At 71.8% G+C, this 25,076-nt stretch carries 28 protein-coding genes and 1 riboswitch; of the genes, 15 read left to right on the top strand and 13 right to left on the bottom strand.

Going from position 1 to position 25,076, the window contains the following annotated elements:
• Positions 1 to 131 precede the first annotated feature (131 nt).
• Positions 132 to 590: an ATP-binding protein gene (locus ACZ52C_RS27635; protein ID WP_469077292.1), complete on the top strand. Its 459-nt coding sequence runs from the start codon at positions 132 to 134 to the stop codon at positions 588 to 590.
• Here ACZ52C_RS27635 and ACZ52C_RS27630 read toward each other — a convergent pair.
• The 5 genes from ACZ52C_RS27630 to ACZ52C_RS27610 all read right to left on the bottom strand — a co-directional run bounded on the left by ACZ52C_RS27630 (position 562) and on the right by ACZ52C_RS27610 (position 3,708).
• On the bottom strand, positions 562 to 1,110 hold the full coding sequence (locus tag ACZ52C_RS27630) for a DUF6328 family protein (protein ID WP_469077291.1): 549 nt from the start codon (positions 1,108 to 1,110) through the stop codon (positions 562 to 564). The two genes, ACZ52C_RS27635 and ACZ52C_RS27630, sit on opposite strands and share 29 nt — an antisense overlap.
• Before the next feature lie 77 nt (positions 1,111 to 1,187).
• Positions 1,188 to 1,661, bottom strand: coding sequence for a C40 family peptidase (locus ACZ52C_RS27625; protein WP_045562372.1), 474 nt, complete (start codon positions 1,659 to 1,661; stop codon positions 1,188 to 1,190).
• A gap of 3 nt (positions 1,662 to 1,664) precedes the next feature.
• A riboswitch (cyclic di-AMP (ydaO/yuaA leader) is annotated at positions 1,665 to 1,835 on the bottom strand.
• 372 nt (positions 1,836 to 2,207) lie between these two features.
• Positions 2,208 to 2,525, bottom strand: coding sequence for a hypothetical protein (locus tag ACZ52C_RS27620; protein WP_469077290.1), 318 nt, complete (start codon positions 2,523 to 2,525; stop codon positions 2,208 to 2,210).
• 7 nt (positions 2,526 to 2,532) lie between these two features.
• Complete coding sequence (locus ACZ52C_RS27615; RefSeq protein ID WP_469077289.1) at positions 2,533 to 3,171, bottom strand: ATP-dependent Clp protease proteolytic subunit; 639 nt, start codon at positions 3,169 to 3,171, stop codon at positions 2,533 to 2,535.
• Between the two features lie 135 nt (positions 3,172 to 3,306).
• Entirely contained in the window at positions 3,307 to 3,708 is a 402-nt protein-coding gene (locus ACZ52C_RS27610; RefSeq protein ID WP_469077288.1) for a hypothetical protein, read from the bottom strand.
• Positions 3,709 to 3,853: 145 nt separating this feature from the next.
• On the opposite strand from ACZ52C_RS27610, the gene ACZ52C_RS27605 reads away from it, so the two are divergent.
• The gene (locus ACZ52C_RS27605) at positions 3,854 to 4,132 is read left to right on the top strand and encodes a type II toxin-antitoxin system Phd/YefM family antitoxin (protein ID WP_469077287.1); all 279 of its coding nucleotides are present in this window, start codon (positions 3,854 to 3,856) and stop codon (positions 4,130 to 4,132) included.
• Positions 4,133 to 4,244: 112 nt separating this feature from the next.
• On the opposite strand, the gene ACZ52C_RS27600 is transcribed toward ACZ52C_RS27605, so the two are convergent.
• Both ACZ52C_RS27600 and ACZ52C_RS27595 read right to left on the bottom strand, forming a co-directional pair.
• Positions 4,245 to 4,775 carry a GNAT family N-acetyltransferase gene (locus ACZ52C_RS27600; protein ID WP_469077286.1) on the bottom strand — a complete coding sequence of 177 codons (531 nt, stop codon included), beginning with the start codon at positions 4,773 to 4,775 and terminating at the stop codon, positions 4,245 to 4,247.
• Between the two features lie 171 nt (positions 4,776 to 4,946).
• Entirely contained in the window at positions 4,947 to 6,020 is a 1,074-nt protein-coding gene (locus ACZ52C_RS27595) for an ABC transporter permease (protein WP_469077285.1), read from the bottom strand.
• A gap of 102 nt (positions 6,021 to 6,122) precedes the next feature.
• On the opposite strand from ACZ52C_RS27595, the gene ACZ52C_RS27590 reads away from it, so the two are divergent.
• From ACZ52C_RS27590 to ACZ52C_RS27555, 8 genes are all read left to right on the top strand, one after another.
• Positions 6,123 to 6,770 carry a TetR/AcrR family transcriptional regulator gene (locus ACZ52C_RS27590; RefSeq protein WP_469077284.1) on the top strand — a complete coding sequence of 216 codons (648 nt, stop codon included), beginning with the start codon at positions 6,123 to 6,125 and terminating at the stop codon, positions 6,768 to 6,770.
• A gap of 111 nt (positions 6,771 to 6,881) precedes the next feature.
• A complete protein-coding gene (locus tag ACZ52C_RS27585; RefSeq protein WP_045562427.1) occupies positions 6,882 to 7,184 on the top strand; it encodes an urease subunit gamma in 303 nt (100 codons plus the stop codon).
• A gap of 10 nt (positions 7,185 to 7,194) precedes the next feature.
• On the top strand, positions 7,195 to 7,506 hold the full coding sequence (locus ACZ52C_RS27580; RefSeq protein ID WP_033529028.1) for an urease subunit beta: 312 nt from the start codon (positions 7,195 to 7,197) through the stop codon (positions 7,504 to 7,506).
• Complete coding sequence (locus ACZ52C_RS27575) at positions 7,499 to 9,220, top strand: urease subunit alpha (protein ID WP_319109752.1); 1,722 nt, start codon at positions 7,499 to 7,501, stop codon at positions 9,218 to 9,220. Before ACZ52C_RS27580 ends, ACZ52C_RS27575 begins: the two co-directional genes overlap by 8 nt.
• The gene (locus tag ACZ52C_RS27570; protein ID WP_469077283.1) at positions 9,220 to 9,894 is read left to right on the top strand and encodes an urease accessory protein UreF; all 675 of its coding nucleotides are present in this window, start codon (positions 9,220 to 9,222) and stop codon (positions 9,892 to 9,894) included. Before ACZ52C_RS27575 ends, ACZ52C_RS27570 begins: the two co-directional genes overlap by 1 nt.
• A gap of 276 nt (positions 9,895 to 10,170) precedes the next feature.
• The gene (ureG, locus tag ACZ52C_RS27565; RefSeq protein ID WP_469077282.1) at positions 10,171 to 10,854 is read left to right on the top strand and encodes an urease accessory protein UreG; all 684 of its coding nucleotides are present in this window, start codon (positions 10,171 to 10,173) and stop codon (positions 10,852 to 10,854) included.
• Positions 10,851 to 11,648 carry an urease accessory protein UreD gene (locus tag ACZ52C_RS27560; RefSeq protein WP_469077281.1) on the top strand — a complete coding sequence of 266 codons (798 nt, stop codon included), beginning with the start codon at positions 10,851 to 10,853 and terminating at the stop codon, positions 11,646 to 11,648. Before ureG ends, ACZ52C_RS27560 begins: the two co-directional genes overlap by 4 nt.
• 164 nt (positions 11,649 to 11,812) lie before the next feature.
• Positions 11,813 to 13,402, top strand: a complete 1,590-nt coding sequence (locus ACZ52C_RS27555) for an alpha/beta hydrolase (protein ID WP_469077280.1) — start codon at positions 11,813 to 11,815, stop codon at positions 13,400 to 13,402.
• A gap of 72 nt (positions 13,403 to 13,474) precedes the next feature.
• On the opposite strand, the gene ACZ52C_RS27550 is transcribed toward ACZ52C_RS27555, so the two are convergent.
• Both ACZ52C_RS27550 and ACZ52C_RS27545 read right to left on the bottom strand, forming a co-directional pair.
• Positions 13,475 to 14,500, bottom strand: coding sequence for an NAD-dependent epimerase/dehydratase family protein (locus ACZ52C_RS27550; protein ID WP_469077415.1), 1,026 nt, complete (start codon positions 14,498 to 14,500; stop codon positions 13,475 to 13,477).
• A 154-nt stretch (positions 14,501 to 14,654) separates the two neighbouring features.
• Positions 14,655 to 15,374, bottom strand: a complete 720-nt coding sequence (locus ACZ52C_RS27545) for a lysophospholipid acyltransferase family protein (RefSeq protein WP_469077279.1) — start codon at positions 15,372 to 15,374, stop codon at positions 14,655 to 14,657.
• Positions 15,375 to 15,659: 285 nt separating this feature from the next.
• On the opposite strand from ACZ52C_RS27545, the gene ACZ52C_RS27540 reads away from it, so the two are divergent.
• Positions 15,660 to 17,771 (top strand): SpoIIE family protein phosphatase, encoded by a 2,112-nt coding sequence (locus ACZ52C_RS27540; RefSeq protein WP_469077278.1) that lies wholly within the window; start codon positions 15,660 to 15,662, stop codon positions 17,769 to 17,771.
• Between the two features lie 79 nt (positions 17,772 to 17,850).
• Here the strand turns inward: ACZ52C_RS27540 and rocD are convergent, their stop codons facing one another.
• From rocD to ACZ52C_RS27525, 3 genes are all read right to left on the bottom strand, one after another.
• The gene (gene rocD, locus ACZ52C_RS27535; RefSeq protein ID WP_469077277.1) at positions 17,851 to 19,077 is read right to left on the bottom strand and encodes an ornithine--oxo-acid transaminase; all 1,227 of its coding nucleotides are present in this window, start codon (positions 19,075 to 19,077) and stop codon (positions 17,851 to 17,853) included.
• The gene (gene ddaH, locus ACZ52C_RS27530; RefSeq protein ID WP_469077276.1) at positions 19,074 to 19,904 is read right to left on the bottom strand and encodes a dimethylargininase; all 831 of its coding nucleotides are present in this window, start codon (positions 19,902 to 19,904) and stop codon (positions 19,074 to 19,076) included. Before ddaH ends, rocD begins: the two co-directional genes overlap by 4 nt.
• Positions 19,905 to 20,027: 123 nt before the next feature.
• On the bottom strand, positions 20,028 to 20,519 hold the full coding sequence (locus ACZ52C_RS27525; RefSeq protein ID WP_469077275.1) for an Lrp/AsnC family transcriptional regulator: 492 nt from the start codon (positions 20,517 to 20,519) through the stop codon (positions 20,028 to 20,030).
• Positions 20,520 to 20,621: 102 nt separating this feature from the next.
• On the opposite strand from ACZ52C_RS27525, the gene ACZ52C_RS27520 reads away from it, so the two are divergent.
• From ACZ52C_RS27520 to ACZ52C_RS27505, 4 genes are all read left to right on the top strand, one after another.
• Positions 20,622 to 21,389, top strand: a complete 768-nt coding sequence (locus ACZ52C_RS27520) for a LytR/AlgR family response regulator transcription factor (protein WP_469077274.1) — start codon at positions 20,622 to 20,624, stop codon at positions 21,387 to 21,389.
• A 9-nt stretch (positions 21,390 to 21,398) separates the two neighbouring features.
• On the top strand, positions 21,399 to 21,758 hold the full coding sequence (locus ACZ52C_RS27515; RefSeq protein WP_469077273.1) for a hypothetical protein: 360 nt from the start codon (positions 21,399 to 21,401) through the stop codon (positions 21,756 to 21,758).
• Positions 21,759 to 21,761: 3 nt separating this feature from the next.
• Positions 21,762 to 23,507: a sodium/solute symporter gene (locus ACZ52C_RS27510; RefSeq protein WP_469077272.1), complete on the top strand. Its 1,746-nt coding sequence runs from the start codon at positions 21,762 to 21,764 to the stop codon at positions 23,505 to 23,507.
• A 148-nt stretch (positions 23,508 to 23,655) separates the two neighbouring features.
• A complete protein-coding gene (locus ACZ52C_RS27505) occupies positions 23,656 to 24,876 on the top strand; it encodes a sensor histidine kinase (protein WP_469077414.1) in 1,221 nt (406 codons plus the stop codon).
• Positions 24,877 to 24,919: 43 nt separating this feature from the next.
• Here the strand turns inward: ACZ52C_RS27505 and ACZ52C_RS27500 are convergent, their stop codons facing one another.
• Positions 24,920 to 25,075 carry a hypothetical protein gene (locus tag ACZ52C_RS27500; protein WP_033529045.1) on the bottom strand — a complete coding sequence of 52 codons (156 nt, stop codon included), beginning with the start codon at positions 25,073 to 25,075 and terminating at the stop codon, positions 24,920 to 24,922.
• Between the last annotated feature and the right edge of the window lies 1 nt (position 25,076).

The raw sequence follows: 25,076 nt of genomic DNA, 5'->3' as shown, positions 1-25,076 counted from the left end.
CATATCTTGGTGGATCGCCACCCGTGACGGCCCAGGTAGTGGCAGTCTGGCGCGAAGCACCAGTCCGGGACCGTAGTCGAACCATCCGCTCCCTGTCGGACACCGGTCCCGTGGGAAAGGGACGCCTCGCCATGGCAGATCACCTGGAAGCATCCGTCACTCTGCCGAGCGATCCCGCCTCGGTGTCCACCGCCCGGAACTACGTCGCCGGCGTGCTCGCCGAATGGGGCCTGCCGGGCGACGCCGACATCGCGGACACCGTGCGCCTGATCGTGTCCGAGCTCGCCACCAACGCCGTGCAGCACACCCTCGGTCAGTCGCCCACCTTCACCGTGGCCCTCGCCCTCGACCGCGACGAGCAGCTGCGCATCGGGGTCACCGACAGCCATCCACGCTTCCCGAAACGGCTGCCGGCCGCCGTCCAGCAGGACAACGGCCGGGGCATGGTGATCATCCGCTGGCTGACCGCGGAGTGCGGCGGCAGGCTGAGCGTCAGACCCACCCGGGAGGGCGGCAAGACGGTGGCGATCGAACTCCCGTGGACGGTCTCGGCGCAGCCGGTCAGCGCGGGCGGTCCGCAGGAAACCTGACGGGGTCCTCGTCCGGGGCCGACCGTGCCGAGGAGTCGTGGTGGTCGGAGAAGCGGACCACCAGCTTGGGGAGCACGGCCCACAGGAGGAGGCAGACGAGGAGTGTGCCGGCCCCTGCGGCCATCCCCGCCTTCCGGCCGAGGGTCACGTCCACGACGAGCAGGACGGAGCCGGTGAAGGCCGGCATCAGCACGAACAGTCCGGCGGTGGCCAGCCGGGACGACACCTGGACGATGAGGGGCTTGGCGTTCTGCTGGAAGAGCGAGCGGTGCAGAGCGGCCGGGGCGGTGAAGAGCGTCGCCGCGAGGACCGCGAGCAGCAGGGTGACGACGTAGGTGGCGCGCTGGACGGAGTCCAGGTCCGGGAAGCGCGGGGTGAAGGCCAGCGTCAGCAGGAACGCGAAGAGGATCTGTACCCCGGTCTGGGTGACGCGCAACTCCTGGAGCAGCTCGGAGAAATTGCGGTCGGCGCGTTCGAGGGGGGTCTCGTTGCGTGCGGGTCGGGTGCGTTCGTCGGCCATGGTCGAACGGGTATCCAAAACCGCCGGTCGCACGCCCGTCGGGGGCGGCGTAGAGCTCCGCCGCCCCCGACGGTGGGTCAGCGGACCCGGCCGTACCAGACGTTCTTCGTCCACAGCTTCTGCAGCCGGACGACGTCACCCGTCTTCGGCGAGTGCCAGATCTTTCCCTTCCCCGCGTAGATACCGACGTGGTAGACGTTCGAACCCGAGTGGAAGAAGACGAGGTCTCCGAGCTTGCGGCTGCTCGCGGAGATGTGCTTCGTCTTGTTGTACTGCTGCTGAGCAGTACGGGGCAGCTTCTTGCCCGCCTTCTTGAACGAGTAGAGCGTCAGCCCTGAGCAGTCGAACCTGCTCGGGCCCACGGCGCCGTACTTGTATGGGGAGCCCTTCTTGGAAGCCGCGACCTTCAGTGCCTTCGACGCCACCGTGGCGGCCTCGGCGCCGGATGCGGCGCCCGGGACCACGATGCTGCCGCTGACAGCGGCGATGGTCAGAGCCGAGGCCGTGCCGGCCCGGGTCAACAGCGACGGGACACGATTCAGCGCAGTCATGCGCAACCCTTCGTCAGCCGCCTGTGAAGGATGACCTGTCGGATTCGGGCTGGCGAAGTTGCCCGGCCGCTGACGCGGCTTCACCCCAAGGGCTGCTCGGCCCGGTCATGGCGTGACCGTTCCGGCGACCCGTCGTGCTTGGGTCCTCCACTCCTGCCGATGCACTTCTGTCGACCGGTCATCCGGGCGGCGGCAGGACTCGGCGTCCACCCGGATCGCCCCGCCGCTGCGGCGGGGGCTTGTCGTCAGGAAGGGATCTTGGCGCACAGAAGTCCGAAAATCCCAACGGAACCGGGTATTTGTGGTCTTACTCACCACTCACCCGTTCGGGTGGACAGACCATTTTCGGCTGCTGTGTCCAGTCGGTCGAGGAGGTCCGCACCAGCACCGGAATGGCATATTCCGGCCCGGTACCAGGCATGTTGCGCAACTTCACAGGTCCTCACGACGTATGGGCCGATGGGTCGATCGCGGTAGGCCGTCCGGACGGCGTGAGACCTGGACCGGACACCCCGTCAGTAGTACGGCGAGCGCCCCCGGATCGGTTCAGGCGGGTGAATCCTCCGGTTTCGGGGGCAGTGCCACGCGGCCCGCGCGCCGTTCGCCGTCCAGGACCCGTAGAGCTCGCGCGAGCGTCGGGGCGTGCACCTCGTTCTCCCCGCGCGCGTGCATCAGTTCGAGCGCGTCGCGCAGGGCGGTCGCCTTGGCGACGAGCGCCTGCGCCGCGCGCAACCCGCGGTAGGTGTCACCCGATCGGGCCGGGTTGATCCGGCCGAGCAGGTCGACCACGTCCAGATAACGGTCGATCAGCTCGGCCTCGGCGCGCGTGAGCGCGGGCAACGGCGGAAGTTCGGGTGGCAGCATCGGTGGCTCACCTCGTGCCGGGACGTGTCGAGGTCCTGCGGCTCGGGATCACCCGGTCGGCCAGCCCGTACTCCACCGCCGCCTCGGCGTCGAGGAACAGGTCTCGCTCGATGTCGGCGCTGATCCGCTCGGGACTCTGGCCCGTGTGCCGGGCGAGCATCTCCTCCAGCCTCCGGCGGTTGCGGGTCAACTCCTCGGCCTGGATCGCCAGATCCGTGGCCTGCCCCTCGATCCGGTCGGCCACCGCCGGCTGGTGGAGCAGCACGCGCGCCCCCGGCAGCACGAACCGCTTGCCCGGCGTGCCCGCCGCGAGCAGCACCGCTGCGGCCGCACCCGCCTGTCCCAGGCAGACGGTCTCCACGTCGCAGCTGACGAAGCGGAGCGTGTCGTAGAGGGCGGTCATCGCGCTGAACGAGCCGCCGGGCGAGTTGATGTACAGCGAGATGTCGCGGTCCGGCGACTGGTGTTCGAGGTGCATGAACTGCGCCGTCACGTCGTTCGCCGACGTCTCGTCGATCTGCGTCCCGAGGAACACGATCCGTTCTTCCAGCAACTTCGAATACGGATCCATCGTTCGGTGACCCGCACTGGTGCGCTCGGTGAACTCGGGCAGCATCTGACGGGCCGATGGTCGGTTCGCGGGCATGGAACACGCCTCCTCTGATCGACTTCCGTAAAAAATGTACAGGACGTACGTATCGAGGAGGAGGGGATCGGCCGAAAGCGAACGGCCCCGCGGAGCCGGGCTCCACGGGGCCGTGCCGTGCGGCGAGAGGTGGAGTCAGGTGAGCGGCGCGGGGGCCGGGGTCCCGTAGAAGGTGACCGGCGGCCACCCGCGAGCGGCGGCGAGTTCGTTCAACGCCTCCGCCACCTCCAGCGCGCTGATCCGCTGTGCCGCCGGGGCCTCGACGGCGCTCACGGAGAAGCTCAGGGTCAGTTCGGTCATCTCGGTGCCGGGCATCCGGACGGTTCCGCCGAACCGGGTGCCCTCCGGAAAGTCGACCGCGGTCGTCCCGCTCTCGGCGCCCGCGGTCACCGCCGTGTCCGCGCCGTCCGTCCCCGCCCGCGCCGTGGTGACCGCCGACGCGGTGGCCGCCTGTGCCGTGCCGCCCGACGCGAGCACCGCTCCCGCCGCCGCCGTCCCTGAGTACCCGAGCAGTGAACGCCTGGAAAAGCTGGACATGGGATCCCCCTCCGACTCTGTTCGGTTGTCATGAACGCCTCCCTGAGGGAGCCGAGCCCGATCGTACGAACAGGTCGATCTCCGTGGGCCAGAATGGGATCTTCCGCTCGGGGCGACGCGCGGCGCCCGGTCTAAGCTGGGCTCCATGGCCTACGAGATTCCGGTGACGCAAGCCAGGGCTGAGCTCGCCGATCTGATCAACCGCGTGGTCTACGGCGGCGAGCGCGTCGTCGTGACGCGGCACGGGAAGCCCCTCGTCGCCCTGGTCTCGGCAGCCGACCTGGAGCAGCTCGAAGCGCTGCAGGAGCCGACCGACGAGCCGGTGATCAGCGCCGTCTCCCGAGTCCGCGAACCCGCGCCCGCGCCCCGGGAACAACAGCGCTTCGGTATCGCGGCCGAGCATCGGAGGCCGGGAGCTTCCTAGGTCGTGCGCCGAAAGTGGATCTTGAGCCCTGAACGAACCCGGTTCACGGGGCGGCGAGATCTCACGGACGAGCGGTGGGCGGCGCTGGAGCCGGGCGAGCCGGTGTCGCTCCCTACAGCGCGATCCAGTAGCGGCGCTTGACGCCCTCTTCGGTGGTGCGGACGTCCTCCAGAACGCCGCCATTGCGCTCGATGGTGTGCGCCGATGCCGCGTTGTCGTCGTCACAGGTGATGAGGACGCGGCCCAGGCCGAGCGCACGGGCTTCGGGAAGAACCGCGCCGAGAGCCCACGTGGCCAGGCCACGCCTTCGGGCGGAGGGCCGGACGCTGTATCCGATCTGCCCGCCGCTGTGGAGCAGGAAGGCGGTCAGGCGGTGCCGCAGATCGATGGCTCCCACGTAGCTATCGCCCTCGACGATCCACCAGTGGGTGGCGTGGACCCGCCCGTCTCTCGGGGCAACCGACCGGTCCGACTGCTGTCGCAGTCGCTCCACCCACACCGAGAAGACGGCCGGGTCGTCGAGGTCGGCCCCGGGCATGAGGCCCGAGCCGGAGCCGGCTTGGTGAGCGCCCGGAGGCCACTCGTCACGCGCCGCGAGCCATGAGAGCCGAAGTCGATCGGTGGGCGCGATCAGTTCAGGCATGCGGGTGACGATAACACTCATGGACCCCGTCTGAGCAGGCATTTTCTGCTGGCCCACGGCTTGAGCCGACCGCAGGCGGGGCCGGCCGATGAACTCCGCCGGAAGGCCGTGCGCCCCCGTCCGCTACAGCGGGGGCGCACGGCCGGTTCGGGTGGGCGGTCACCGGGTGGGTCAGCGGGCCGGGGTCGTGGCCGGGGCCGGGGTGCGCTCCGGGGACGTCGGGCCGGTGGGGCGGGTGCGGCGCTCGCGCAGGTCGCCCAGGAGGATCGCCGTCAGGCCGAGCGTGGCCCACGCGGTCAGCACCAGGGCCGGGACCAGGGCGCCGGCACCGTCGAAGAAGGACACCGACTTCAGGAGCGACGCCCCCGCACCCGGCGGGAGGAACTGACCGAGGGTGCCGACCGGCTCGGGGAGCATCTGGGGTGCCGAGGAGGCGCCCGCGAACGGGTTGCCGAGGAAGACGATCAGCAGGGCGCCCAGACCGAGGCCCGCCCTGCCCAGCAGTGAGGCGAGTCCGGCCACGGTGGCGCCGACGGCCAGGGTCGCCAGGCTCAGCACACCGGCTTCGGCCCACCAGTGACCGCCGAGCACACCGAGCCAGCTGTCGGCGAGGGTGGCGGCGGCGGTCCCGACCAGCGCGGCGGCCCCGACCAGCGCGCCCGCCGCACGCCCCCGGCGCAGCCCGAGCAGGGTGACCAGGGCGCCGGACGCCGTGCCGGCCAGGGCCAGGGGCAGCACGCTCGAACCGAAGGCCGAGCCCCGCGGGTCGTTCGCCGGGCTGGCCACCACATCGGTGGTCGCCACCCGGACGCCTTCCTCGGCGGCCTGCTGTGTCACGGCCTGCTGCAGCAACTGGGCCACCATCGGGCTCGCCGCCGAGGCGGTGAGCAGCTTGGGCCCGGCCGGGGTGACGACCACCGCGCCGTATACGGTCCGCTCCTCGATCGCGTCCCGCGCGGCCGCCTCGTCGGCGTAGCGGTGGATCTCGAACGCGCCGTCCCGCTGCTTCAGCTGCTGCTCGACCTGGGTCACGGCGGCCGTCGGCCCGGCCACGCCGAGCGGGAGGTCGCGGGGGGCGGTCCGGGCGTTGGGCCAGGCGAAGGCCCACAGGGCGAGCGTCGCGACGAGCGGGACCAGGACGATGACCGCGATCATGCGGCGGCCGGGGGGTACGGAGTGGCCCGGGGCCGCCGTGCCGGTGGGTGTGGCGCCGGCGGCGGTGGTGGCTGCGGCGGGGGCGGACATGGCTGTCTCCTCAAAAAGAAGGATCGTTCGTTTTTCTTGGTTTCACCATGCTGCGGGTGTCGCGCCTTGTCAAGAAGGAACGTTCGTTTTACGTTGGACGGCATGCCCCGCGTATCCCAGGAGCGTCTGGACGCTCGCCGCCGCCAGATCCTCGACGCCGCCGCCCGCTGCTTCGCCCGCAACGGCTTCCACGCCACCTCCATGCAGGACGTCCTCAAGGAGGCCGACCTCTCCGCCGGAGCGGTCTACCGGTACTTCAGCGGCAAGGAGGAGCTGATCGCCGCGATCGTCGCCACGGTCCTCGGCGAGGTGCGCGAGGCGTTCGAGGAGGCCGCGCAGTCGGGCCCGCCTCCGCCGCCGGACGTCCTGATCGGCGCGGCCCTGCGCCGGATCCTGCACCGGCAGCCGTCGCTCGGGGAGGCGGGGGAGTCCCTGTACGCGCGGCTGATGGTGCAGGTGTGGGCCGAGACCCTGCGCAATCCCGAGCTGCACGCCATCCTGGCGGACGGTTTCGCCCAGGTCCGCGCGGCCTGGATCAGGATCGTCGAGGCGTACCAGGACGCCGGCATGATGCGGGCCGACATCCCCGCGCTCAGCGTCGCGCGGACCATGGTGGCGCTCGCCCAGGGCTTCGCCGCCCAGTACGCGCTCTTCGGGGACGTGCCGATCCAGGTGGTCGAGCTGGGGGTCAAGGCGCTCACGAGCATGGGGGACCAGGAGGCCCGGGACCGGGCGGGCCGGTCCGGTTAACGTCGCCGAAACGACGCCCAATTAGCCTGCGGCCACGCCACCAGCGAATTTGCCCGGTGGCGAGGCAACCGGATCCCGCACGGTCCGGAGCGAGGATGTGAGGTGGACGCCGTGCAACTGACCCCGCACGAGCAGGAGAGGCTGCTGATCCATGTGGCGGCCGACGTGGCGGAGAAGCGCCGGGCCCGAGGACTGAAGCTGAACCACCCCGAGGCCGTCGCGCTCATCACCGCGCACCTCCTGGAAGGCGCGCGGGACGGCCGTACGGTGGCCGAACTCATGGCGTCCGGGCGGCAGTTGCTCACCCGGGACGACGTCATGGAGGGCATCCCCGAGATGATCCACGACGTCCAGGTCGAGGCGACCTTCCCGGACGGCACCAAGCTCGTCACCGTCCACGACCCGATCGTCTGAGGGGGCGGCCGTGATTCCCGGAGAGATCCTCTTCGCCTCCGACCCGATCGTCTACAACGAGGGCCGTGAGGTCACGCGGCTCACCGTCCTCAACGCCGCCGACCGGCCCGTCCAGGTCGGCTCCCACTACCACTTCGCCGAGGCCAACCCCGGCCTGGAGTTCGACCGCGCCGCCGCGCGCGGCAAGCGGCTGAACGTCGCCGCCGGCACCGCCGTGCGTTTCGAGCCCGGGATCCCCGTCGACGTCGAACTCGTCCCGCTCACCGGCGCCCGTGTCGTGCCCGGACTGCGCGGGGAGACCGGAGGTGCCCTCGATGCCTGAGATCTCGCGTGCCGCGTACGCCGACCTGTTCGGCCCGACCACCGGTGACCGCATCCGGCTCGCCGACACCGATCTGCTCGTCGAGATCGAGGAGGACCGCTCCGGCGGGCCCGGACTCGCCGGTGACGAGGCGGTGTTCGGCGGTGGCAAGGTCATCCGCGAATCCATGGGCCAGGCCCGTGCTACGCGCGCAGAAGGCACCCCGGACACGGTCATCACCGGCGCGGTGATCATCGACCACTGGGGGATCGTCAAGGCCGACATCGGTATCCGCGACGGCCGGATCACCGGCATCGGCAAGGCCGGCAACCCCGACACCATGGACGGGATCCACCCCGACCTGGTCATCGGCCCCGAGACCGAGATCATCGCGGGCAACGGGCGGATCGTCACCGCCGGCGCCATCGACGCCCACGTCCACTTCATCTGTCCGCAGATCGCCGACGAGGCCCTGTCGGCGGGGGTCACGACCCTGGTCGGCGGCGGCACGGGACCGGCGGAGGGCTCCAAGGCCACGACCGTCACACCCGGCCCGTGGCACCTCGCCCGGATGCTGGAGGCGATGGAGCAGTACCCGCTCAACATCGGCTTCCTCGGCAAGGGCAACACGGTCTCGCACGAGGCGATGCTGTCCCAGATCCGCGGGGGCGCCCTCGGACTCAAGCTGCACGAGGACTGGGGCTCGACCCCGGCCGTCATCGACGCCTCGCTCACCGTCGCCGAACGGACCGGCATCCAGGTCGCCATCCACACGGACACCCTCAACGAGGCCGGTTTCGTGGGGGACACGCTCGCCGCGATCGCCGGACGCGGCATCCACGCCTACCACACCGAGGGCGCGGGCGGCGGGCACGCGCCCGACATCATGACCGTGGTCTCCCAGCCGCACGTCCTGCCCAGCTCCACCAACCCGACCCGGCCCTACACCGTCAACACCGCCGAGGAACACCTCGACATGCTGATGGTCTGCCACCACCTGAACGCGGCCGTGCCCGAGGACCTGGCGTTCGCCGAGTCCCGGATCCGGCCGTCGACCATCGGCGCCGAGGACATCCTGCACGACCTGGGCGCGATCTCGATCATCTCCTCCGACGCGCAGGCCATGGGCCGGGTCGGCGAGGTCGTCCTGCGGACCTGGCAGACCGCGCACGTGATGAAGAGGCGGCGCGGCGCGCTTCCCGGTGACGGGCGGGCGGACAACCGACGGGTACGTCGCTATGTCGCCAAGTACACGATCAACCCGGCGCTCGCGCAGGGACTGGCCCGGGAGATCGGGTCCGTGGAGAGCGGGAAGCTCGCCGACCTCGTGCTGTGGGAGCCGGCGTTCTTCGGCGTCAAGCCGCAGCTCGTGATCAAGGGCGGGCAGATCGCGTACGCGCAGATGGGCGACGCCAACGCCTCCATCCCCACGCCGCAGCCGATCCTGCCGCGTCCCATGTACGGGGCGATCGGGCGGGCCCCCGCCGCGAACTCGTTCAACTTCGTGGCGCCGCTGGCCATCGAGGACGGGCTGCCGGAGCGGCTCGCGCTGGGGAAGCGGTTCGTCGCCATCGAGTCGACCCGGGGGGTCACCAAGGCCGACATGCGGGAGAACGACGCGCGGCCCGACGTGCGGGTCGACCCCGACAGTTTCGCCGTGCACATCGACGGGGAGCTGGTGGAGGCCACACCGGCCGCCGAACTGCCCATGGCCCAGCGTTACTTCCTCTTCTGATGTCCCGGGCGACTCTTCTCGTCCTGGCCGACGGCCGCTTTCCCGCCGGGGGGCACGCGCACTCCGGCGGGGCCGAGGCGGCCGTCAAGGCGGGGCTGATCACCGGGGCGGAGGGGCTGGAGGCGTTCTGCCGGGGGCGTCTGCACACCGCCGGGCTGGTGTCGGCGTCGCTCGCGGCCGCCGCCGCGCTGGGCGCCGACCCGGTCGAGCTGGACGTGGCCGCCGACGCCCGTACACCGTCGCTCGCGCTGCGGGTCGCCTCGCGGAAGCTGGGGCGGCAGCTGATGCGGGCGGCGCGCGCCACCTGGCCCTCCGGGGAACTGGACGCGGTGGCGCGGCAGTTCCCGAAGGGGGCGCATCAGCCCGTCGTGCTGGGGGTGGCGGCCCGGGCGGCCGGGCTGGGGGCGGACGACGCCGCGTACTGCTCCGCGTACGAGAGTGTGAGCGGGGCGGCGAGTGCGACGGTGCGGTTGCTGAGTCTCGATCCCTTCGCCGCGACGGGGGTGTTGGCGCGGCTGGCTCCCGAGATGGACGGGGTGGTGGGGGCGGCGGTCGAGGCGGCGCGGGGGGTGGGGGACGGTGGGGTGGGGGGTCTGCCGGTGGCTTCCGGGCCGTTGTCGGAGATCGGGGCGGAGGTGCATGCGGCTTGGCCTGTGCGGTTGTTCGCGTCCTGAGTTCGTCTCGCCCCCGCCGCCCCTACCCGTCCCTCCCCCACTCTCGGCTTCGCTCGAGCGGGAGGTGCCCCCACCCAGGGGCTGCGCCCCTTTGACCCCAGGTTCCGTCGGGTGGGGGCTGGTCGCGCAGTTCCCCGCACCCCTGAAAGGCCTCCGGCCTTTCGGGCCGAAAAAGCTGGGGCGCAGCCCCGCTTTTTCAGGGGCGCGGGGAACTGCGCGAGAAGCCCCACTCACCCGCACCCGTCCTCCCACCCATCCCAAGAAGGAGCCGCAGACATGCATCTGGACCACACTCACTCCCACGACGGCCCCTCAGCCATCGGCGCGGACGCGCACCGGCCCGACGGGACCCGGCGCGCGTTGCGTGTGGGGCTCGGTGGGCCCGTCGGGTCCGGTAAGACGGCGACCGTCGCCGCGCTGTGCCGGGCGTTGCGGGACGAGTTGTCGCTCGCGGTCGTGACGAACGACATCTACACGCGGGAGGACGCCGAGTTCCTGCTGCGGGAGGCCGTGCTGCCGCCGGAGCGGATCACGGCCGTGGAGACGGGGGCGTGCCCGCACACGGCCATCCGGGACGACATCTCCGCGAACCTGGAGGCCGTGGAGGACCTGGAGGACGAGGTCGGCCCGCTGGACCTCATCCTCGTGGAGTCCGGTGGCGACAACCTCACCGCCACCTTCTCCAAGGGGCTCGTCGACGCGCAGATCTTCGTCATCGACGTGGCCGGCGGCGACGACATCCCCCGCAAGGGCGGGCCCGGTGTCACCACCGCCGACCTGCTCGTCGTCAACAAGACGGACCTCGCGCCGTACGTCGGGTCCGACCTGGCCCGGATGGCCGCGGACGCGAAGGCGCAGCGCGCGCAGCTGCCGGTGGTGTTCCAGTCGTTGCGCGAGGAGGCCGGGGTCGGAGAAGTCGCCGTCTGGGTGCGGGAGAAGCTCGCGGCGTGGACGGCATGACGACCCTTCGGGGGGCCGCCGCGGAGCGGCACCGGGGAACCACCGGCGTCAGGGCCACCGCACGCATCGCGGCCCGCGCCGACGGGCGGGGCGGTACGGCCCTGCCCGTGCTGGAGAGCGACGGGCCGCTGGCGCTGCGGCGTACCCGAGGGAGTGGTGACGCGGCGCGGGTCATGCTGGTCGGGGCGATGAGCGGGCCGCTCGGTGGGGACCGGTTCGCCGTCGAGGCGGAGGTCGGTGCGGGGGCACGGCTGGACGTGGGGTCGGCCGCCGCGACGATCGCGTTGCCCGGACAGGCCGGGGGAGAGGCCCGCTACGACGTACGGATCGAGGTGGCCGACGGAGGAGAACTGCGGTGGCTGCCCGAGCAGTTGATCTCCGCGCAGGGCAGCGACCTGGCGGTGTCGACGCGCGTCGAACTCACCGCCGGGGCCCGGTTGGTGTTCCGCGAGGAGCAGGTGCTCGGCCGGGTCGGTGAGGAACCGGGGCGGCTGCGGAGTCGGCTCACCGTGCTGCTCGACGGGCGGCCGTTGCTCGATCAGGAGGTGCGGTGCGGGCCCGGCGCGCCCGGCGGCTGGGACGGTCCGGCGGTGCTGGGCGGACACCGGGCGTTGGGGCAACTCTTGGTCGTGCGGCCGGAGTTCGTCGACAAGCTGCCCGAGCCGCAGGTGCTGGGGGAGACCGCCGCGCTCACCCCGCTCGCCGGCCCCGCCGTCCTCGTCAGCGCGCTCGCGCCCGACGCGCTGCGGCTGCGGCGCGTGCTGGACCGGGCTCTCGCCGAGCTGGGCGACTGAGGAGGCGTGAGACCTGAGGTCCGCTGAACGGGACTTTCCGCACCGGTTATCGGATTAGTAAAGAACGCGTCGGGCCCCTGTTCTCAGGTGCCTCGCAGGCACGAGGATCCCCGTGACCATTCGACACTTCGAATCGATGTACGGGGAGTTCCCTCTTGAGAGGTATGAGGCCGACGAGAAGGGCGGGAGCGTTCGGCTCCGCCGGACTGCTCGTCACGGCGACCCTGATAGCCAGTGCCGTCACCGCCCCCGCGGCCGGCGCCGCGGACGGCGCGAGCGCGCAGGACCGTGAGGCCAAGGGTGTCGCCGTCGCCGCCGCGAAGGCGGCGAAGAAGGGCATCACGTGGCAGGACTGCCCCGAGAGCTGGGGGCTGGAGAAGCCCATCCAGTGCGGCTGGGTCAGCGTGCCGCTGGACTACGCCAAGCCGAACGGCAAGCAGATCGAGCTCGCCGTCGACCGGATCGGCAGCACCGGTACGAAGGAGGAGCGCCAGGGCGCGCTCGTCTACAACCCCGGCGGCCCGGGCGGCTCGGGTCTGCGCTTCCCGCGCCGGGTCACGACCAAGAACCCGCTGTGGGTCAACACGTCCAAGGCCTACGACTTCGTGGGCTTCGACCCGCGCGGTGTCGGCAAGTCGGCGCCCATCTCCTGTGCCGACCCGCAGGAGTTCGTGAAGGCGCCCAAGATGGACCCGGTCCCGGACTCCGAGGCCGACAAGCGCAAGCAGCGCAGGCTCGCGGCGAAGTACGCGGCCGGCTGCAAGGAGCGCAGCGGCGCGATGCTGCCGCACATGACGACGCCGAACACCGCGCGTGACCTGGACGTCATCCGGGCCGCCCTCGGCGAGAAGAAGCTCAACTTCCTCGGTGTCTCGTACGGCACCTACATCGGCGCCGTCTACGGCACCCTCTTCCCGAACCATGTGCGCCGCATGGTCGTCGACAGCGTGGTGAACCCCTCCCGCGAGAAGATCTGGTACCAGGCCAACCTGGACCAGGACGTCGCCTTCGAGACGCGCTGGAAGGACTGGACGAAGTGGGTCGCGGCGAACGACGCCACCTACCACCTCGGCGACACCCAGGCGAAGGTGCAGGCGAACTGGCTGAAGCTGCGCGCCACCGCGAAGAAGAACCCGCTCGGCGGGCTGGTCGGCCCGGCCGAGCTGATCTCCTTCTTCCAGAGCGCCCCGTACTACGACTCCGCGTGGGCGCCCACCGCCCAGGTGTGGAGCAAGTACGCCGCCGGTGACACCCAGGCGCTGGTCGACGCGGCCGCCCCGGACCTCTCCGACACGGCGGGCAACGCCGCCTCGGAGAACGGCAACGCCGTCTACACGGCGGTCGAGTGCACCGACGCCAAGTGGCCCACCAGCTGGAAGAAGTGGGACCGCGACAACACCCGGCTGCACAAGGACCACCCGTTCATGACCTGGGCCAACGCCTGGATGAACCTGCCGTGCGCCACCTGGCCGTCCAAGCAGTACACCCCGGTGGACGTGAAGACCCGGAAGGGCCTGCCGCCCGTCCTGATCGTCCAGTCCGAGCGGGACGCCGCCACGCCGTACGAGGGCGCCGTCGAGCTGCACAAGCGGTTCAAGGGCTCCCGGCTGATCACGGAGAAGAAGGCCGGCTCCCACGGAGTCACCGGCCTGGTCAACCCGTGCGTCAACGAGCGCGTGGACACCTACCTGCTCACCGGCAAGGTGGGCAAGGCGGATGTGAAGTGCGCCCCGCACGCCACGCCGACCCCGTAGGACCCGAGGGGCCGTAGGGCCCTGACAGCGGCGAGGGGGCGACCGGCACCGGTCGCCCCCTCGCTCATGCGCTCACGCCGGCCGCCCCGCCAGCCAGGCGTCCTCCGCCGCGTAGTCGAAGAGGTCGCCGTAGACCTCGGCCATCCTGGGGTAGGCCTCCCGCCAGTCCCGTCCGCCAGCGAGGCGGGCCTCGATCCAGGCGACCGTCTCCGGCAGCGAGTCCGCGTACCGGGCCACCGGCCGGTAGCCCAACTCCCGCTCGGCCGCGGACATGTCGCACACCACGGGCACCGGCACGGACCACGGGGTGTGGCCCACCGTGGGCGACGGGGCGGGGCCGTCGACGAGCACGTTCTCCGTTCGTACGCCCATCACCGCGTCGATGGCGGCGGCGATCTCCATGACGGTGGGTGCGTCGGGGTCGACCGCGTTCAGCGCCCGCGAACCGGGCCGGGCGGCGGCCAGCCGGATCAGTTCGGCGATGTTGTGGACGCTCGCCGGATGGAAGCGGCTCGCACCGTCGTGCGCGAGGATCCGGCGCTCTCTGCCGTCCAGGTTGCGCTTCACGAAGTACAGCTCGCGCGGGGTACGGCAGTGCGGTCCGTGGATGGCGCCCGCGCGCAGCAACGTCGTGGGCAACCGGTCGCCCCCGGCGAGGAGTTCACGTTCCAGGCCCGCCTTGCGGGTGCTGTACGAGGTGTCGCCCGGCCGGATCGTGCGCTGGCTCTCGGGCAGGGGCAGCGGGTACTCGGGGAAACCGCCCGGCTCCGCCTGGGTGTCGAAGTTGCGGCCCTTGTCGTCCTCGTAGACCGAGATGCCGGAGACGACGACCGCCGAGCCCACCCGGTCGGCCAGCGACAGTAACTGCCGGGCGTGTTCGGGACCGTAGGCGACCATGTCCACCAGCACGTCGCAGCCGTCACCGACCGCGGCCGCGAGCGCCGCGTCGTCGCTCCGGTCGGCGGAGACGGTCCGTACCTCCTCAGGCCAGCCATCGTCCCGGCCGCCGCCCCGCGAGACGGCCGTCACCGCCCATCCGTCGCGCGCCAGCGCGCCCACGGCCGGCCGGCCGATCTGTCCCGTCGCTCCGACCACCACAGCTCGTCGTGTCATGGCCCTGACCGTACGACGCCCGAGCGCCGAGCGCCGGGCCGCTCTGCCACGGGCAGAACACCGGGCCGCGCCGCGACCGCCCCGCGACCGAGCTGGGGTCCGCCGGGGCCCGTTCGACTCGGCGGCAGCCGGGGCCCGCTCAACTCAGCGGCAGGCGCGGGAACTTGCGCTCCTTCGCCGCGGCGGCCTCCTCCGCCTTCACGACGGCCGCGTACTGGTCGACGTACTCCTGCTCGGAGAGGGTGAGGATCGCGTACATGATCTCGTCGGTGATGGCGCGCAGCACGGCCTTCTCGTTCTCCATGCCCTCGTAGCGGGAGAAGTCGAGGGGCTTGCCGAAGCGGATCACGACGGGGTGGATGTTCGGGATGACCTTGCCCGGGGGCTGCGCCTCGAAGGTACCGATCATGGCGCACGGGACGACGGGCACGCCGGCCTTGAGCGCCATGACGGCGACGCCGACCTTGCCCTTGTAGAGGCGGCCGTCGTGCGAGCGGGTGCCCTCCGGGTAGATGCCGAGGAGCTCGTCCTTGCTCAGCACGCCGAGGCCCTCGCGGATGGCGGCCTGGCCCGCGTCCTTGCCGGAACGGTCGACCGGGATCTGCCCGGCGCTGCGGAAGAAGAACGCCGTCAGCCGGCCCTTGAGGCCCGGACCGGTGAAGTACTCGGCCTTCGCCAGGAAGGTGATGCGGCGCTTGAGGATCGCGGGCATCAGGAAGTGGTCCGAGAAGGACAGGTGATTGCCCGCGACGATGGCCGCGCCCGACGACGGCACGTGTTCGAGGCCCTCGATGCGAGGCCGGAAGACCAGTCTCAGCAGAGGGCCCAGAAGCACGTACTTGAGCAGGTAGTAGAACACGGCGTCTCCCTCGCGCTACCGGATCGGCTCTGTGGAGGTGTTCGGACTCACGAGGACTCCTCGCTGACCTCGCTGACGCGGCGTCAGGCGCATGAGCGCTGGTGGGCCTCGTCCTGCGTGTCGACGATTGATCGTAGCCCGACGTGCCATGTCACCGGGAGGAGGCAGGAGTAAACCGAACAGCGGGAACGCCCGGTGCGGGGGTGATCGGGACCGCGCTGATCGACATGCCGTCTCCCGTGGGCGGGCTTAGCGTCGGCATATGCGCGTAGGGCGTGGCGCCGGATGAACGGGTCCGGGGAGGAGCCGGGCGTGGACGATCCGCTCGGTGAGGCCCTGGCGGCGGTGGTGCGCCGTACGGGCGCCAGGTCCGCGGGCGTCTACGTCCTGGACCCGGCCGAGGCCGTGCTGGGACTGATCGCCCTGTGCGGCGTCCCGGTCGACGCCTTCGCCCCGTGGTGGCGGGCCCCGTACACCGTCCACGGCCCGACCCAGGACGCCATACGCAACGAGCGGCTCGTCTGGGTGAGTTCCCTGGAGGAGCTGGCCCGGTGCTATCCGCGCGTCGCGGCGAGCATCCCCTACCAGCTCGCTTTCGCGGTCGTACCGCTCACCGGGGTCCGGCACTGCCGGGGCGCGCTGCTGCTGATGTGGTCCCCGGGCCGGTCACCGGTGCTCAGCCGCCGGGAGCGCGGGTACCTCACGGCCGGCGCCCGCCGTATCGCGCGCGTGCTGGACGCGGCCCCCCTGCCCCCGCCCATCCCGGACCGGCCCCGTTTCGTCCGCCCCGACCGCGTGGAGCCCGTACCGCAGTCCGGGTCCGAGGCGGCCCGGCTGGTGGAACGGCTGCCCCTCGGCACGCTCGCCCTCGATCTGAGCGGGCGCATCACCTATGTGAACGCCGCGGCCGTCGGCCTGCTGGCCAGACCGGCCGAGCAGCTGCTGGGCACACGCCCCTGGCAGTCGCTGACCTGGCTCGACAACATCGCGTACATGGACGCGTACCGCACCGCCATGAGCAGCCGCGAACCCGTCGCCCTGACCGTCCTGCGGCCCCCGAACCAATGGCTCGACCTCCGCCTCCAGACGGACGACAGCGGCACCAGCGTCCTCATCGCCCCCGACCCGTCCTCCCGCCCCCTCGGCGGGCGGTCGGCCTTCACCGGCACCCCGTCCCACAGCCGCATCCACCTGCTGATGGCGCTGGCGGCGGCCCTGACGGAGACCGTCGGCGTGCAGGACGTCGTCGACCTGGTCGCCGACCGGATCCTGCCCGCCTTCGGCGCCCACGGCATGATCATGTCCACCGCGCAGGCCGGACGCATCCAGATCATCGGCTACCGGGGCTACGACCCCGCCCTCATCGAGCAGTTCGACGGCCTGCCCACGGACGCCGATCTGACCCCCGCCGGGCGCGCCCTCACCACCGGTGCCGCCTCGTTCTTCGCCGACCGCGGTGAACTCGCCCGCCTCTACCCGAGAGCCCCGCAGATCACCGACAAGCACGCGTGGGCCTTCCTGCCGCTGCTCAGCTCCGGGCACCCCATCGGCTGCCTCCTGCTCGCCTACAACGACCCCCATCCCTTCTCCGCCGCCGAGCGCTCCGTCCTCACGCCCCTCGCCGGGCTCATCGCCCAGGCCCTGGACCGCGCCCGCCTCTACGACGCCAAACACAACCTCGCCCACGCCCTGCAGCAGACGCTGCTGCCGCACGCCCTGCCCACCGTGGACGGCCTGGACGTCGCCGCCCGCTACCTGCCCGCGAGCCACGGCATGGACATCGGCGGCGACTTCTACGACCTCATCCGCCTCACCGACACCACCGCCGCCGCGGTCATCGGAGACGTGCAGGGCCACGACATGGCGGCCGCCGCCCTCATGGGACAGGTACGCATGGCCGTCCACGCCCACGCCACGGCCGGCGCCAGGCCCGAGCAGGTCCTCACCCACACCGACCGCGACCTCGCCGACCTGAACGCCGGACGCTTCGTCTCCTGCCTCTACGCCCACCTCGACCTCGCCCGGCACCAGGTCACCCTCGCCAGCGCCGGGCACCCCCCACCGCTGCTGCGCCGGCCCGACGGCCGGACCCACCCCGTCGGTATGCGCCCCGGCCCCCCGCTCGGCATCGGCGTCGGAACCCCCTCCTACCCGCCCACCACGCTGTCCCTGACCTCGAAGGCGCTTCTCGCCCTCTACACCGACGGCCTGGTGGAGGCCCCCGGCGCCGACATCGGCCGGACCATCGCCGACCTCGCGCAGCATCTCGGCGAATCGGGCGACCTCCCGCTGCACCAGCTCGTGGACGACCTCGTCCACCACACCCACGGCACGGGCCGGCACACCGACGACATCGCCCTGCTGCTGCTCCGCCCCCGCAGCACCGCCGACCGGTGACCCCGTGACCGGACACGGGAAAGGCCCCGAGCGCGCGGCCGGTCGTACCGGGGTCCGCGCTCGGGGCCGATCCGCCGCCTCAGGAGGTCTCGCCCAGTACCTCCCCCAACGTGCCCAGCGCCGACCGGAGTTCCGTCCCCGTGATCGTCAGGGGCGGCGCCAGCCGGATGGTCGAGCCATGGGTGTCCTTGACCAGGATGCCCCGCTCCATGAGCCGGTGACTGATCTCGCGGCCGGTGCCGATCGCGGGGTCGACGTCGACACCCGCCCACAGTCCGCGCGCCCGGAAGCCGACCACGCCCCGGCCGACCAGTTCGGTGAGCCCCTCCCGCAGCACCCCGCCCAGTTCGGCGGCCCGGAGCTGGAACTCCCCGGTGCGCAGCAGTTCGACCACCGCCGATCCGACCGCCGCGGCGAGCGGGTTGCCGCCGAACGTCGAGCCGTGCTCGCCGGGCCGCAGGACCGACAGCACCTCACGACGGGCCACCACCGCCGACACCGGCACGATGCCCCCGCCGAGCGCCTTGCCGAGCAGGACGGCGTCGGGCAGGACGTCCTCGTGCTCGACGGCGAGCGTCCTTCCGGTGCGGCCGAGGCCCGACTGGATCTCGTCAGCGACGAACAGACAGCCCGTGCGGCGGGTCAGCTCCCGGACCCCGCGCAGATAACCGTCGTCCGGGATCAGCACACCCGCCTCGCCCTGGATGGGCTCGATCAGCACCGCGGCCGTCGTCTCGTCGACCGCCGCCTCCAGCGCCGCGAGGTCGTTGTACGGGACCACCCGGAAGCCGGGCGTGAACGGGCCGAAGCCGTCCCGGGCCACCGGGTCCGTGGAGAAGCTGACGATCGTCGTGGTCCGGCCGTGGAAGTTGTCCGCGGCCACCACGATGGTCGCCCGGTCGGCGGGGACGCCCTTCACCTCGTACGCCCACTTGCGGGCCACCTTGATGGCGCTCTCCACCGCCTCGGCGCCCGTGTTCATCGGCAGCACCATGTCCAGGCCGGTCAGCTCGGCCAGCGACGCGGCGAACTCGGCGAGCCGGTCGTGGTGGAAGGCCCGCGAGGTCAGGGTGAGGGTGTCGAGCTGGCGGTGCGCGGCCTCGATCAGCGCCGGGTGGCGGTGGCCGAAGTTGAGCGCGGAGTAGCCGGCCAGCATGTCGAGATAGCGGCGGCCCTCGACGTCCTCGACCCAGGTGCCCTCGGCACGGGCGACGACCACGGGCAGCGGGTGGTAGTTGTGCGCGAGGACGGGCTCCTCGGCACGGATGAGGTCGGCCGACGAACGTGCGCGGACGGGAGCGGTCATGAGCGGATCTCCTGAGTGACGCACTTGATGCCGCCGCCGGCCTTCTGGAACTCCGACAGGTCGACGGGGACGGGAACGTAGCCCTGCCGGGCGAGCTGGTCGGCGAGTTCCTTGGCACGCGGCGAGATGAAGACATGGCGGCCGTCGGACACCGAGTTCAGGCCGAAGGCCATGGCGTCGTCGCGGGTGGCGATCACCGCGTCCGGATAGAGGCGGGCGAGGACCGCGCGGCTGCCGGGGGAGAACGCCTCCGGGTAGTACGCGATGTTGCCCGGGGAGCCGTCGGTGCCGTCGTCCAGGACGAACAGCGCCGTGTCCAGATGGTAGAAACGCGAGTCCACCAGCTGGAGGCTGATCACGGGGACGCCGAAGAACTCCTGCGCCTGGCGATGCGCCTCACGGGTGGTGCGGAAGCCGGTCCCGGCGAGGAGATGGCGCCCGGCCGGCACCAGATCGCCCTCTCCCTCGCACACCGACTCGGAGCGGACCACCTCGTACCCGGCGCTTTCGAACCAGGCGTCGTAGGCGGTGGACTCGGGGCGCCGCTCGGGCGCGTGGAACAGCGAGCCGAGGACACGGCCGCCGAGGACGAGCGCGCAGTTGGCCGCGAACACCATGTCCGGCAGCGCCGCCACCGGCTCCACGGCGTCCACGGTGTGACCGTGCTCCCGGTAGGCGCGGATCAGCTCCTGCCACTGGTCCTGGGCGAGGTCGACGTCCACGGGGGTGTCCGGATGCATCCAGGGATTGATCGAGTACTGCACGGCGAAGTGTCTGGGTTCGCAGACGAGAAAGCGCCGAAGGCGCGGCACACGGCTGTCGGGCACAGAGGGTTTCTCCGCTTCCTGACGGGTGTCGACGGGGATGACACCACGGTAGGAATCGGGCCAGGCGCACGACAAGGAACGAACGTTGCGTGTTCGCGCAGTAATGCTGCGTGTTGAACCAGCTCAACGCACGTTCGCTGCGTCCTGGGTCGCCGCGGCCTCCGGAGCCTCCGGCAGCAGGTGCGACAGCACCATGTAGCTGATCGTCTTGCGGATGAACGGCTCGGTGCGGATCCGCTCCAGCACCTCCTCGAAATGCTCCACGTCGACCGCCCGCACATGCAGCAGCGCGTCCGCACCACCGGTCACGGTCATCGCCGCCGTGATCTCCGGATGGTTGCGGACCACCTCCGCGAGCCGCCGGGGCGGCGCCGCGCCCTCGCAGTACACCTCCACGTACGCCTCCGTGCGCCAGCCGAGCGCCGCCGGCTGCACCGTGGCCGTGAACCCCGTGATGACCCCGCTCTCGCGCAGCCGGTCCACCCGCCGCTTGACCGCGGTGGCCGAAAGACCGATGTCGGAACCGATCTCGGCGAAGCTGGTCCTCGCGTTCGCCATCAACGCCGTGATGATCTTGCGATCGAGCTCGTCGAACGCCGCGGACTTGCTGTTCATGAGGGCACTGTAGCCAGCGGGAGGCGTCCGCGACCCCCAACGCCAAGGCCTCCGCCGCGCGCCCGTGTGCATGAGTACGAATTACTCCTACACTCCACCTTCATGCTGCGCGCGCTCGCCGTCGATGACGAGAAACCCTCCCTGGAGGAGCTGCTGTACCTGCTGAACGCGGATCCACGGATCGGCAGCGCCGAGGGCGCGAACGACGCCACCGAGGCACTGCGCCGGATCAACCGCGCCCTGGAGTCCGGCCCCGACGGGCCCGAGGCGATCGACGTCGTCTTCCTCGACATCCAGATGGCCGGACTCGACGGCCTCGACCTCGCCCGCCTCCTCACCGGCTTCGCCCGGCCCCCGCTGGTCGTCTTCGTCACCGCGCACGAGGGCTTCGCCGTCCAGGCCTTCGACCTCAAGGCCGTCGACTACGTCCTCAAACCCGTACGCCGGGAACGCCTCGCCGAGGCGATCCGCCGGGCCGCCCAGCTCCGCGAGGCGACCACGGCCCCGGCCCCGCCGATCCCCGTCCACGAACCCGACCCCGACCAGATACCCGTCGAACTCGGCGGGGTGACCCGCTTCGTCGCCGTCGACGACATCACCCACGTCGAGGCCCAGGGCGACTACGCCCGACTGCACACCCCGCAGGGCAGCCACCTCGTCCGCATCCCCCTGTCGACCCTGGAGGAGCGCTGGCGCGCCCGCGGCTTCGTCCGCATCCACCGCCGCCATCTCGTCGCCCTGCGGCACGTCGGCGAACTCCGCCTCGACGCGGGCACGGTCAGCGTCCTCGTCGGCGCCGTGGAACTCCAGGTCAGCCGCCGCCACGCGCGCGAACTGCGCGATCTGCTGATGCGCCGGACCACGGGCTGAGGAGCGGCCGTGCCGAACGACCCCACCGAACGCCGCGTCGTCGTCACCGGCGTGCCCCGCCGCACCCCCCGCCCCTCCGGCCATCAGCGCCCCCGCACCGAGATCGACGAACAGACCACCCTCGGCCACACCTACGTCAGCTCCCTCATGCGCAGCCAACTCCGCGCCGCCCTCGGCGTGTTCACGGTCCTGGTCCTGCTGGTCGGGCCGCTGCCGCTGGTGTTCGCCGCGATGCCGGACGGCGCCGGCCTGGAGTGGGGCCTCCTCGGCTTCGGCGTCTACCCGCCGCTGGTCCTCCTCGCGTACTGGCACGTGCGCCGCGCCGAGCGCAACGAACAGGACCTCGTCCGCCTCGTCGAGGACCGCTGAGGCATGAACGACAACTACGCCGTCCCCGCGGTCGCCCTCGTCGTCGTGGCGACCGTCTTCGTCGGCGCCTTCGGCCTGCGCATCTCCCGCACCACCTCCGACTTCTACGTCGCCTCCCGCACCGTCGGCCCCCGCCTCAACGCGGCCGCCATCAGCGGCGAGTACCTCTCCGCCGCCTCCTTCCTCGGCATCGCCGGCCTCGTCCTCGTGCAGGGCCCCGACATGCTCTGGTACCCGGTCGGCTACACCGCCGGATACCTCGTCCTGCTGCTCTTCGTCGCCGCCCCGCTGCGCCGCTCCGGCGCGTACACGCTGCCCGACTTCGCCGAGGCCCGGCTCGCCTCCAAGACCGTACGACGGCTCGCGGGGGCCTTCGTCGTGGGCGTCGGCTGGCTCTACCTGCTGCCCCAACTCCAGGGCGCCGGACTGACGTTGAGCGTGCTCACCGACGCCCCCGAATGGCTCGGCGGCGTCATCGTCGCCGTCGTCGTCTCCGCGACGGTCGCCGCCGGCGGCATGCGCAGCATCACCTTCGTCCAGGCCTTCCAGTACTGGCTCAAGCTCACCGCCCTCCTCGTCCCCGCCCTCTTCCTCGTGCTCGCCTGGCAGGGCGACGGCGCCGCGCGCCACGCCTTCGACGAGCCCGCGACCTTCCGCGAACAGCGCGTCGTCCGCGTCGACGAGACCCTCGACCTGCGACTCGCCAGCCCCCTCACCGTCACCGCCACCGGCACGATCGACGGCCGCCGCCACGACGACCGGCGCGTGGACCTGCCCACCGGCACCCACCGCATCGACCGGGGCACCCGCCTGACCTTCACCGAGGGCGACAGCGTCCCCGTCGCCGACCGGGGCACCAACGGCGGCATGTCCACCTCGCTCGCCTCCGGCCGCGAGGAACGGCCCCTGTACGCCACCTACGGGCTGATCCTCGCCACGTTCCTCGGCACCATGGGCCTGCCCCACGTCGTCGTCCGCTTCTACACAAGCCCGGACGGCGTCGCCGCCCGCCGCACCACGGTCGTGGTCCTCGGCATGATCGGCGTCTTCTACCTCCTGCCCCCGATCTACGGGGCACTCGGCCGGATCTACGCCCCCGACCTCACCCTCACCGGCGACGCCGACGCGGCCGTCCTCCTGCTCCCGGACCGCATGATCGGCGGCCTCGGCGGCGACCTGCTCGGCGCGCTGGTCGCGGGCGGCGCCTTCGCCGCGTTCCTGTCCACCGCCTCCGGGCTGACCATGGCGGTCGCCGGCGTGCTCACCCAGGACGTGCTGCCCGCCCGGGGCGTACGGCACTTCCGGCTCGGCACGGTCCTCGCCATGGCCGTGCCGCTCGCCGCGAGCGTCCTGGTCGGCGGGCTGCCCGTCGCCGACGCCGTCGGCCTCGCCTTCGCGGTCTCGGCCTCCTCGTTCTGCCCGCTGCTCGTCCTCGGCATCTGGTGGCGGCGCCTCACCCCGCCGGGCGCGGCCGCGGGCATGCTCGTCGGAGGCGGAGCGGCCCTCCTCGCGGTCGCCGCGACCATGGCCGGATACCCCGGCACCGGCACCCTGCACGCCCTGCTGGCCTGGCCCGCCCTCTGGTCCGTACCGCTCGGCTTCCTCACGATGGTGCTGGTGTCCCTGGCCACCCCCGGCAAGGTCCCGCCCGAGACACCGGCGATCCTGGCCCGCTTCCACCTCCCGGAGGAACTCGTCGGCGGCCGGACCCGCGCGGCGACCAAGGAGATCGAACTGTGGCGGCGGTGACAGGGAAGCGGGGCAGGGGGAAACGAGTCGGGGACGGCGGCCGGACCGCCCGAACCGGCCGGACCCGATGCCGGCCGAGGAACGGAGATGGGAACCCACGCGCGGTGAGCGGTGTACCACATGCAGGAGGTGAGCGATGAGCGGTGAAGTGACCGGCTTCCTGGCCGGGTTCTGCGTGGCTGTGCTCCCGCTGCTGGCGGCCGGCTTCTGGCTCGGCCGCCGTACGGCACACCCGCGCAACAGCCTCGGCGGGCTCGGCACGCCCGTCGAGCACGCCACCTTCCAGACCCTGCACACCGCCACCCTCGCCGCGCCCCCGCTGCGCGCCGGCCTCACCGAGGAGACGGCCCGCAGATCGGCCAAGCGGCTGCGCACCCTGCTCGGCACGGACGCGCTCTGCCTCACCGACCACGAGTCGGTCCTCGCCTGGGAGGGCGTCGCCGAGCACCACCGCGCCGAGATCATGGGACGCCTGGCGGGCCCGCTGGAGACCGGCCGGGGCGAGGCCTTCCGGCTGACCTGCGACATCCTCGACTGCCCGGTGCGCTGGGCGGTGGTCGCCCCCCTCACCGTCGACGACCGGGTCCACGGGGCGCTCGTCGCCTGCGCGCCCCGCGAGTCCGCCGTCCTCGTCCGGGCGGCGGGGGAGGTCGCCCGCTGGGTCTCCGTCCAGCTGGAACTGGCCGATCTCGACCAGTCCCGCACCCGCCTGATCGAGGCCGAGATCAAGGCCCTGCGCGCCCAGATCTCCCCGCACTTCATCTTCAACTCGCTCGCGGTGATCGCCTCGTTCGTCCGCACCGACCCCGAGCGCGCCCGCGAACTGCTCCTGGAGTTCGCCGACTTCACCCGCTACTCGTTCCGCAGACACGGCGACTTCACCACCCTCGCCGACGAACTCCACGCCATCGACCACTACCTGGCGCTGGTCCGGGCCCGCTTCGGCGACCGGCTCTCGGTCACGCTCCAGATAGCCCCCGAGGTCCTGCCGGTCACCCTGCCCTTCCTCTGCCTCCAGCCCCTCGTGGAGAACGCGGTGAAGCACGGCCTCGAAGGCCGGTCCGTGAGCGCCGCGGGCAAGAGCCACATCAGCATCACCGCGCAGGACGCCGGCGCCGAGGCCCTCGTCGTCATCGAGGACGACGGCGTCGGCATGGAACCCGACGTGCTCCGCCGCATCCTCGCCGGCGAGACCAGCCCCTCGGGCGGCATCGGCCTCAGCAACGTCGACGAGCGGCTCCGCCAGGTGTACGGCGACGACCACGGCCTGGTCATCGAGACCGCGGTGGGCGCGGGCATGAAGATCACCGCCCGGCTGCCGAAATACCAGCCGGGCGTACACCCGGACGGGGGAATACCCCGGACCTGAGGATCACCCTCGGTGAGCCGCTGGGGGTGAGCCCTCGGTGGTCTCAGGTGCGCGACGCCACCATGCCCAGCGTCAGCAGGCCCAGAACGACCCAGCCGAACCACAGCCAGCCGTTGCTGCCGAGGGCCACCGAGTAGGCAGTCACCATGACCAGCCCACCGACGGTGAGCACCCCCATGGCCTTCGTCGAACCGGGCATC

It is taken from the genome of Streptomyces sp. NPDC034049 (assembly GCF_055575575.1).
This window is presented reverse-complemented; position numbering and strand designations above follow the sequence as displayed.

Excerpts from the sequence above, each read along its gene's own strand:
- ACZ52C_RS27620 (WP_469077290.1), bottom strand. The coding sequence starts at position 2,525 with ATGCTGCCACCCGAACTTCCGCCGTTGCCCGCGCTCACGCGCGCCGAG.
- ACZ52C_RS27595 (WP_469077285.1), bottom strand. The coding sequence starts at position 6,020 with ATGTCCGCCCCCGCCGCAGCCACCACCGCCGCCGGCGCCACACCCACC.
- ureG (WP_469077282.1), top strand. The coding sequence starts at position 10,171 with ATGCATCTGGACCACACTCACTCCCACGACGGCCCCTCAGCCATCGGC.
- ACZ52C_RS27630 (WP_469077291.1), bottom strand. The coding sequence starts at position 1,110 with ATGGCCGACGAACGCACCCGACCCGCACGCAACGAGACCCCCCTCGAA.
- ACZ52C_RS27615 (WP_469077289.1), bottom strand. The coding sequence starts at position 3,171 with ATGCCCGCGAACCGACCATCGGCCCGTCAGATGCTGCCCGAGTTCACC.
- ACZ52C_RS27520 (WP_469077274.1), top strand. The coding sequence starts at position 20,622 with ATGCTGCGCGCGCTCGCCGTCGATGACGAGAAACCCTCCCTGGAGGAG.
- ACZ52C_RS27570 (WP_469077283.1), top strand. The coding sequence starts at position 9,220 with ATGTCCCGGGCGACTCTTCTCGTCCTGGCCGACGGCCGCTTTCCCGCC.
- ACZ52C_RS27625 (WP_045562372.1), bottom strand. The coding sequence starts at position 1,661 with ATGACTGCGCTGAATCGTGTCCCGTCGCTGTTGACCCGGGCCGGCACG.
- ACZ52C_RS27590 (WP_469077284.1), top strand. The coding sequence starts at position 6,123 with ATGCCCCGCGTATCCCAGGAGCGTCTGGACGCTCGCCGCCGCCAGATC.
- ACZ52C_RS27605 (WP_469077287.1), top strand. The coding sequence starts at position 3,854 with ATGGCCTACGAGATTCCGGTGACGCAAGCCAGGGCTGAGCTCGCCGAT.
- ACZ52C_RS27540 (WP_469077278.1), top strand. The coding sequence starts at position 15,660 with ATGAACGGGTCCGGGGAGGAGCCGGGCGTGGACGATCCGCTCGGTGAG.
- ACZ52C_RS27500 (WP_033529045.1), bottom strand. The coding sequence starts at position 25,075 with ATGCCCGGTTCGACGAAGGCCATGGGGGTGCTCACCGTCGGTGGGCTG.
- ACZ52C_RS27600 (WP_469077286.1), bottom strand. The coding sequence starts at position 4,775 with ATGCCTGAACTGATCGCGCCCACCGATCGACTTCGGCTCTCATGGCTC.
- ACZ52C_RS27635 (WP_469077292.1), top strand. The coding sequence starts at position 132 with ATGGCAGATCACCTGGAAGCATCCGTCACTCTGCCGAGCGATCCCGCC.
- ACZ52C_RS27510 (WP_469077272.1), top strand. The coding sequence starts at position 21,762 with ATGAACGACAACTACGCCGTCCCCGCGGTCGCCCTCGTCGTCGTGGCG.
- rocD (WP_469077277.1), bottom strand. The coding sequence starts at position 19,077 with ATGACCGCTCCCGTCCGCGCACGTTCGTCGGCCGACCTCATCCGTGCC.
- ACZ52C_RS27610 (WP_469077288.1), bottom strand. The coding sequence starts at position 3,708 with ATGTCCAGCTTTTCCAGGCGTTCACTGCTCGGGTACTCAGGGACGGCG.
- ACZ52C_RS27575 (WP_319109752.1), top strand. The coding sequence starts at position 7,499 with ATGCCTGAGATCTCGCGTGCCGCGTACGCCGACCTGTTCGGCCCGACC.
- ACZ52C_RS27560 (WP_469077281.1), top strand. The coding sequence starts at position 10,851 with ATGACGACCCTTCGGGGGGCCGCCGCGGAGCGGCACCGGGGAACCACC.
- ACZ52C_RS27555 (WP_469077280.1), top strand. The coding sequence starts at position 11,813 with ATGAGGCCGACGAGAAGGGCGGGAGCGTTCGGCTCCGCCGGACTGCTC.
- ACZ52C_RS27525 (WP_469077275.1), bottom strand. The coding sequence starts at position 20,519 with ATGAACAGCAAGTCCGCGGCGTTCGACGAGCTCGATCGCAAGATCATC.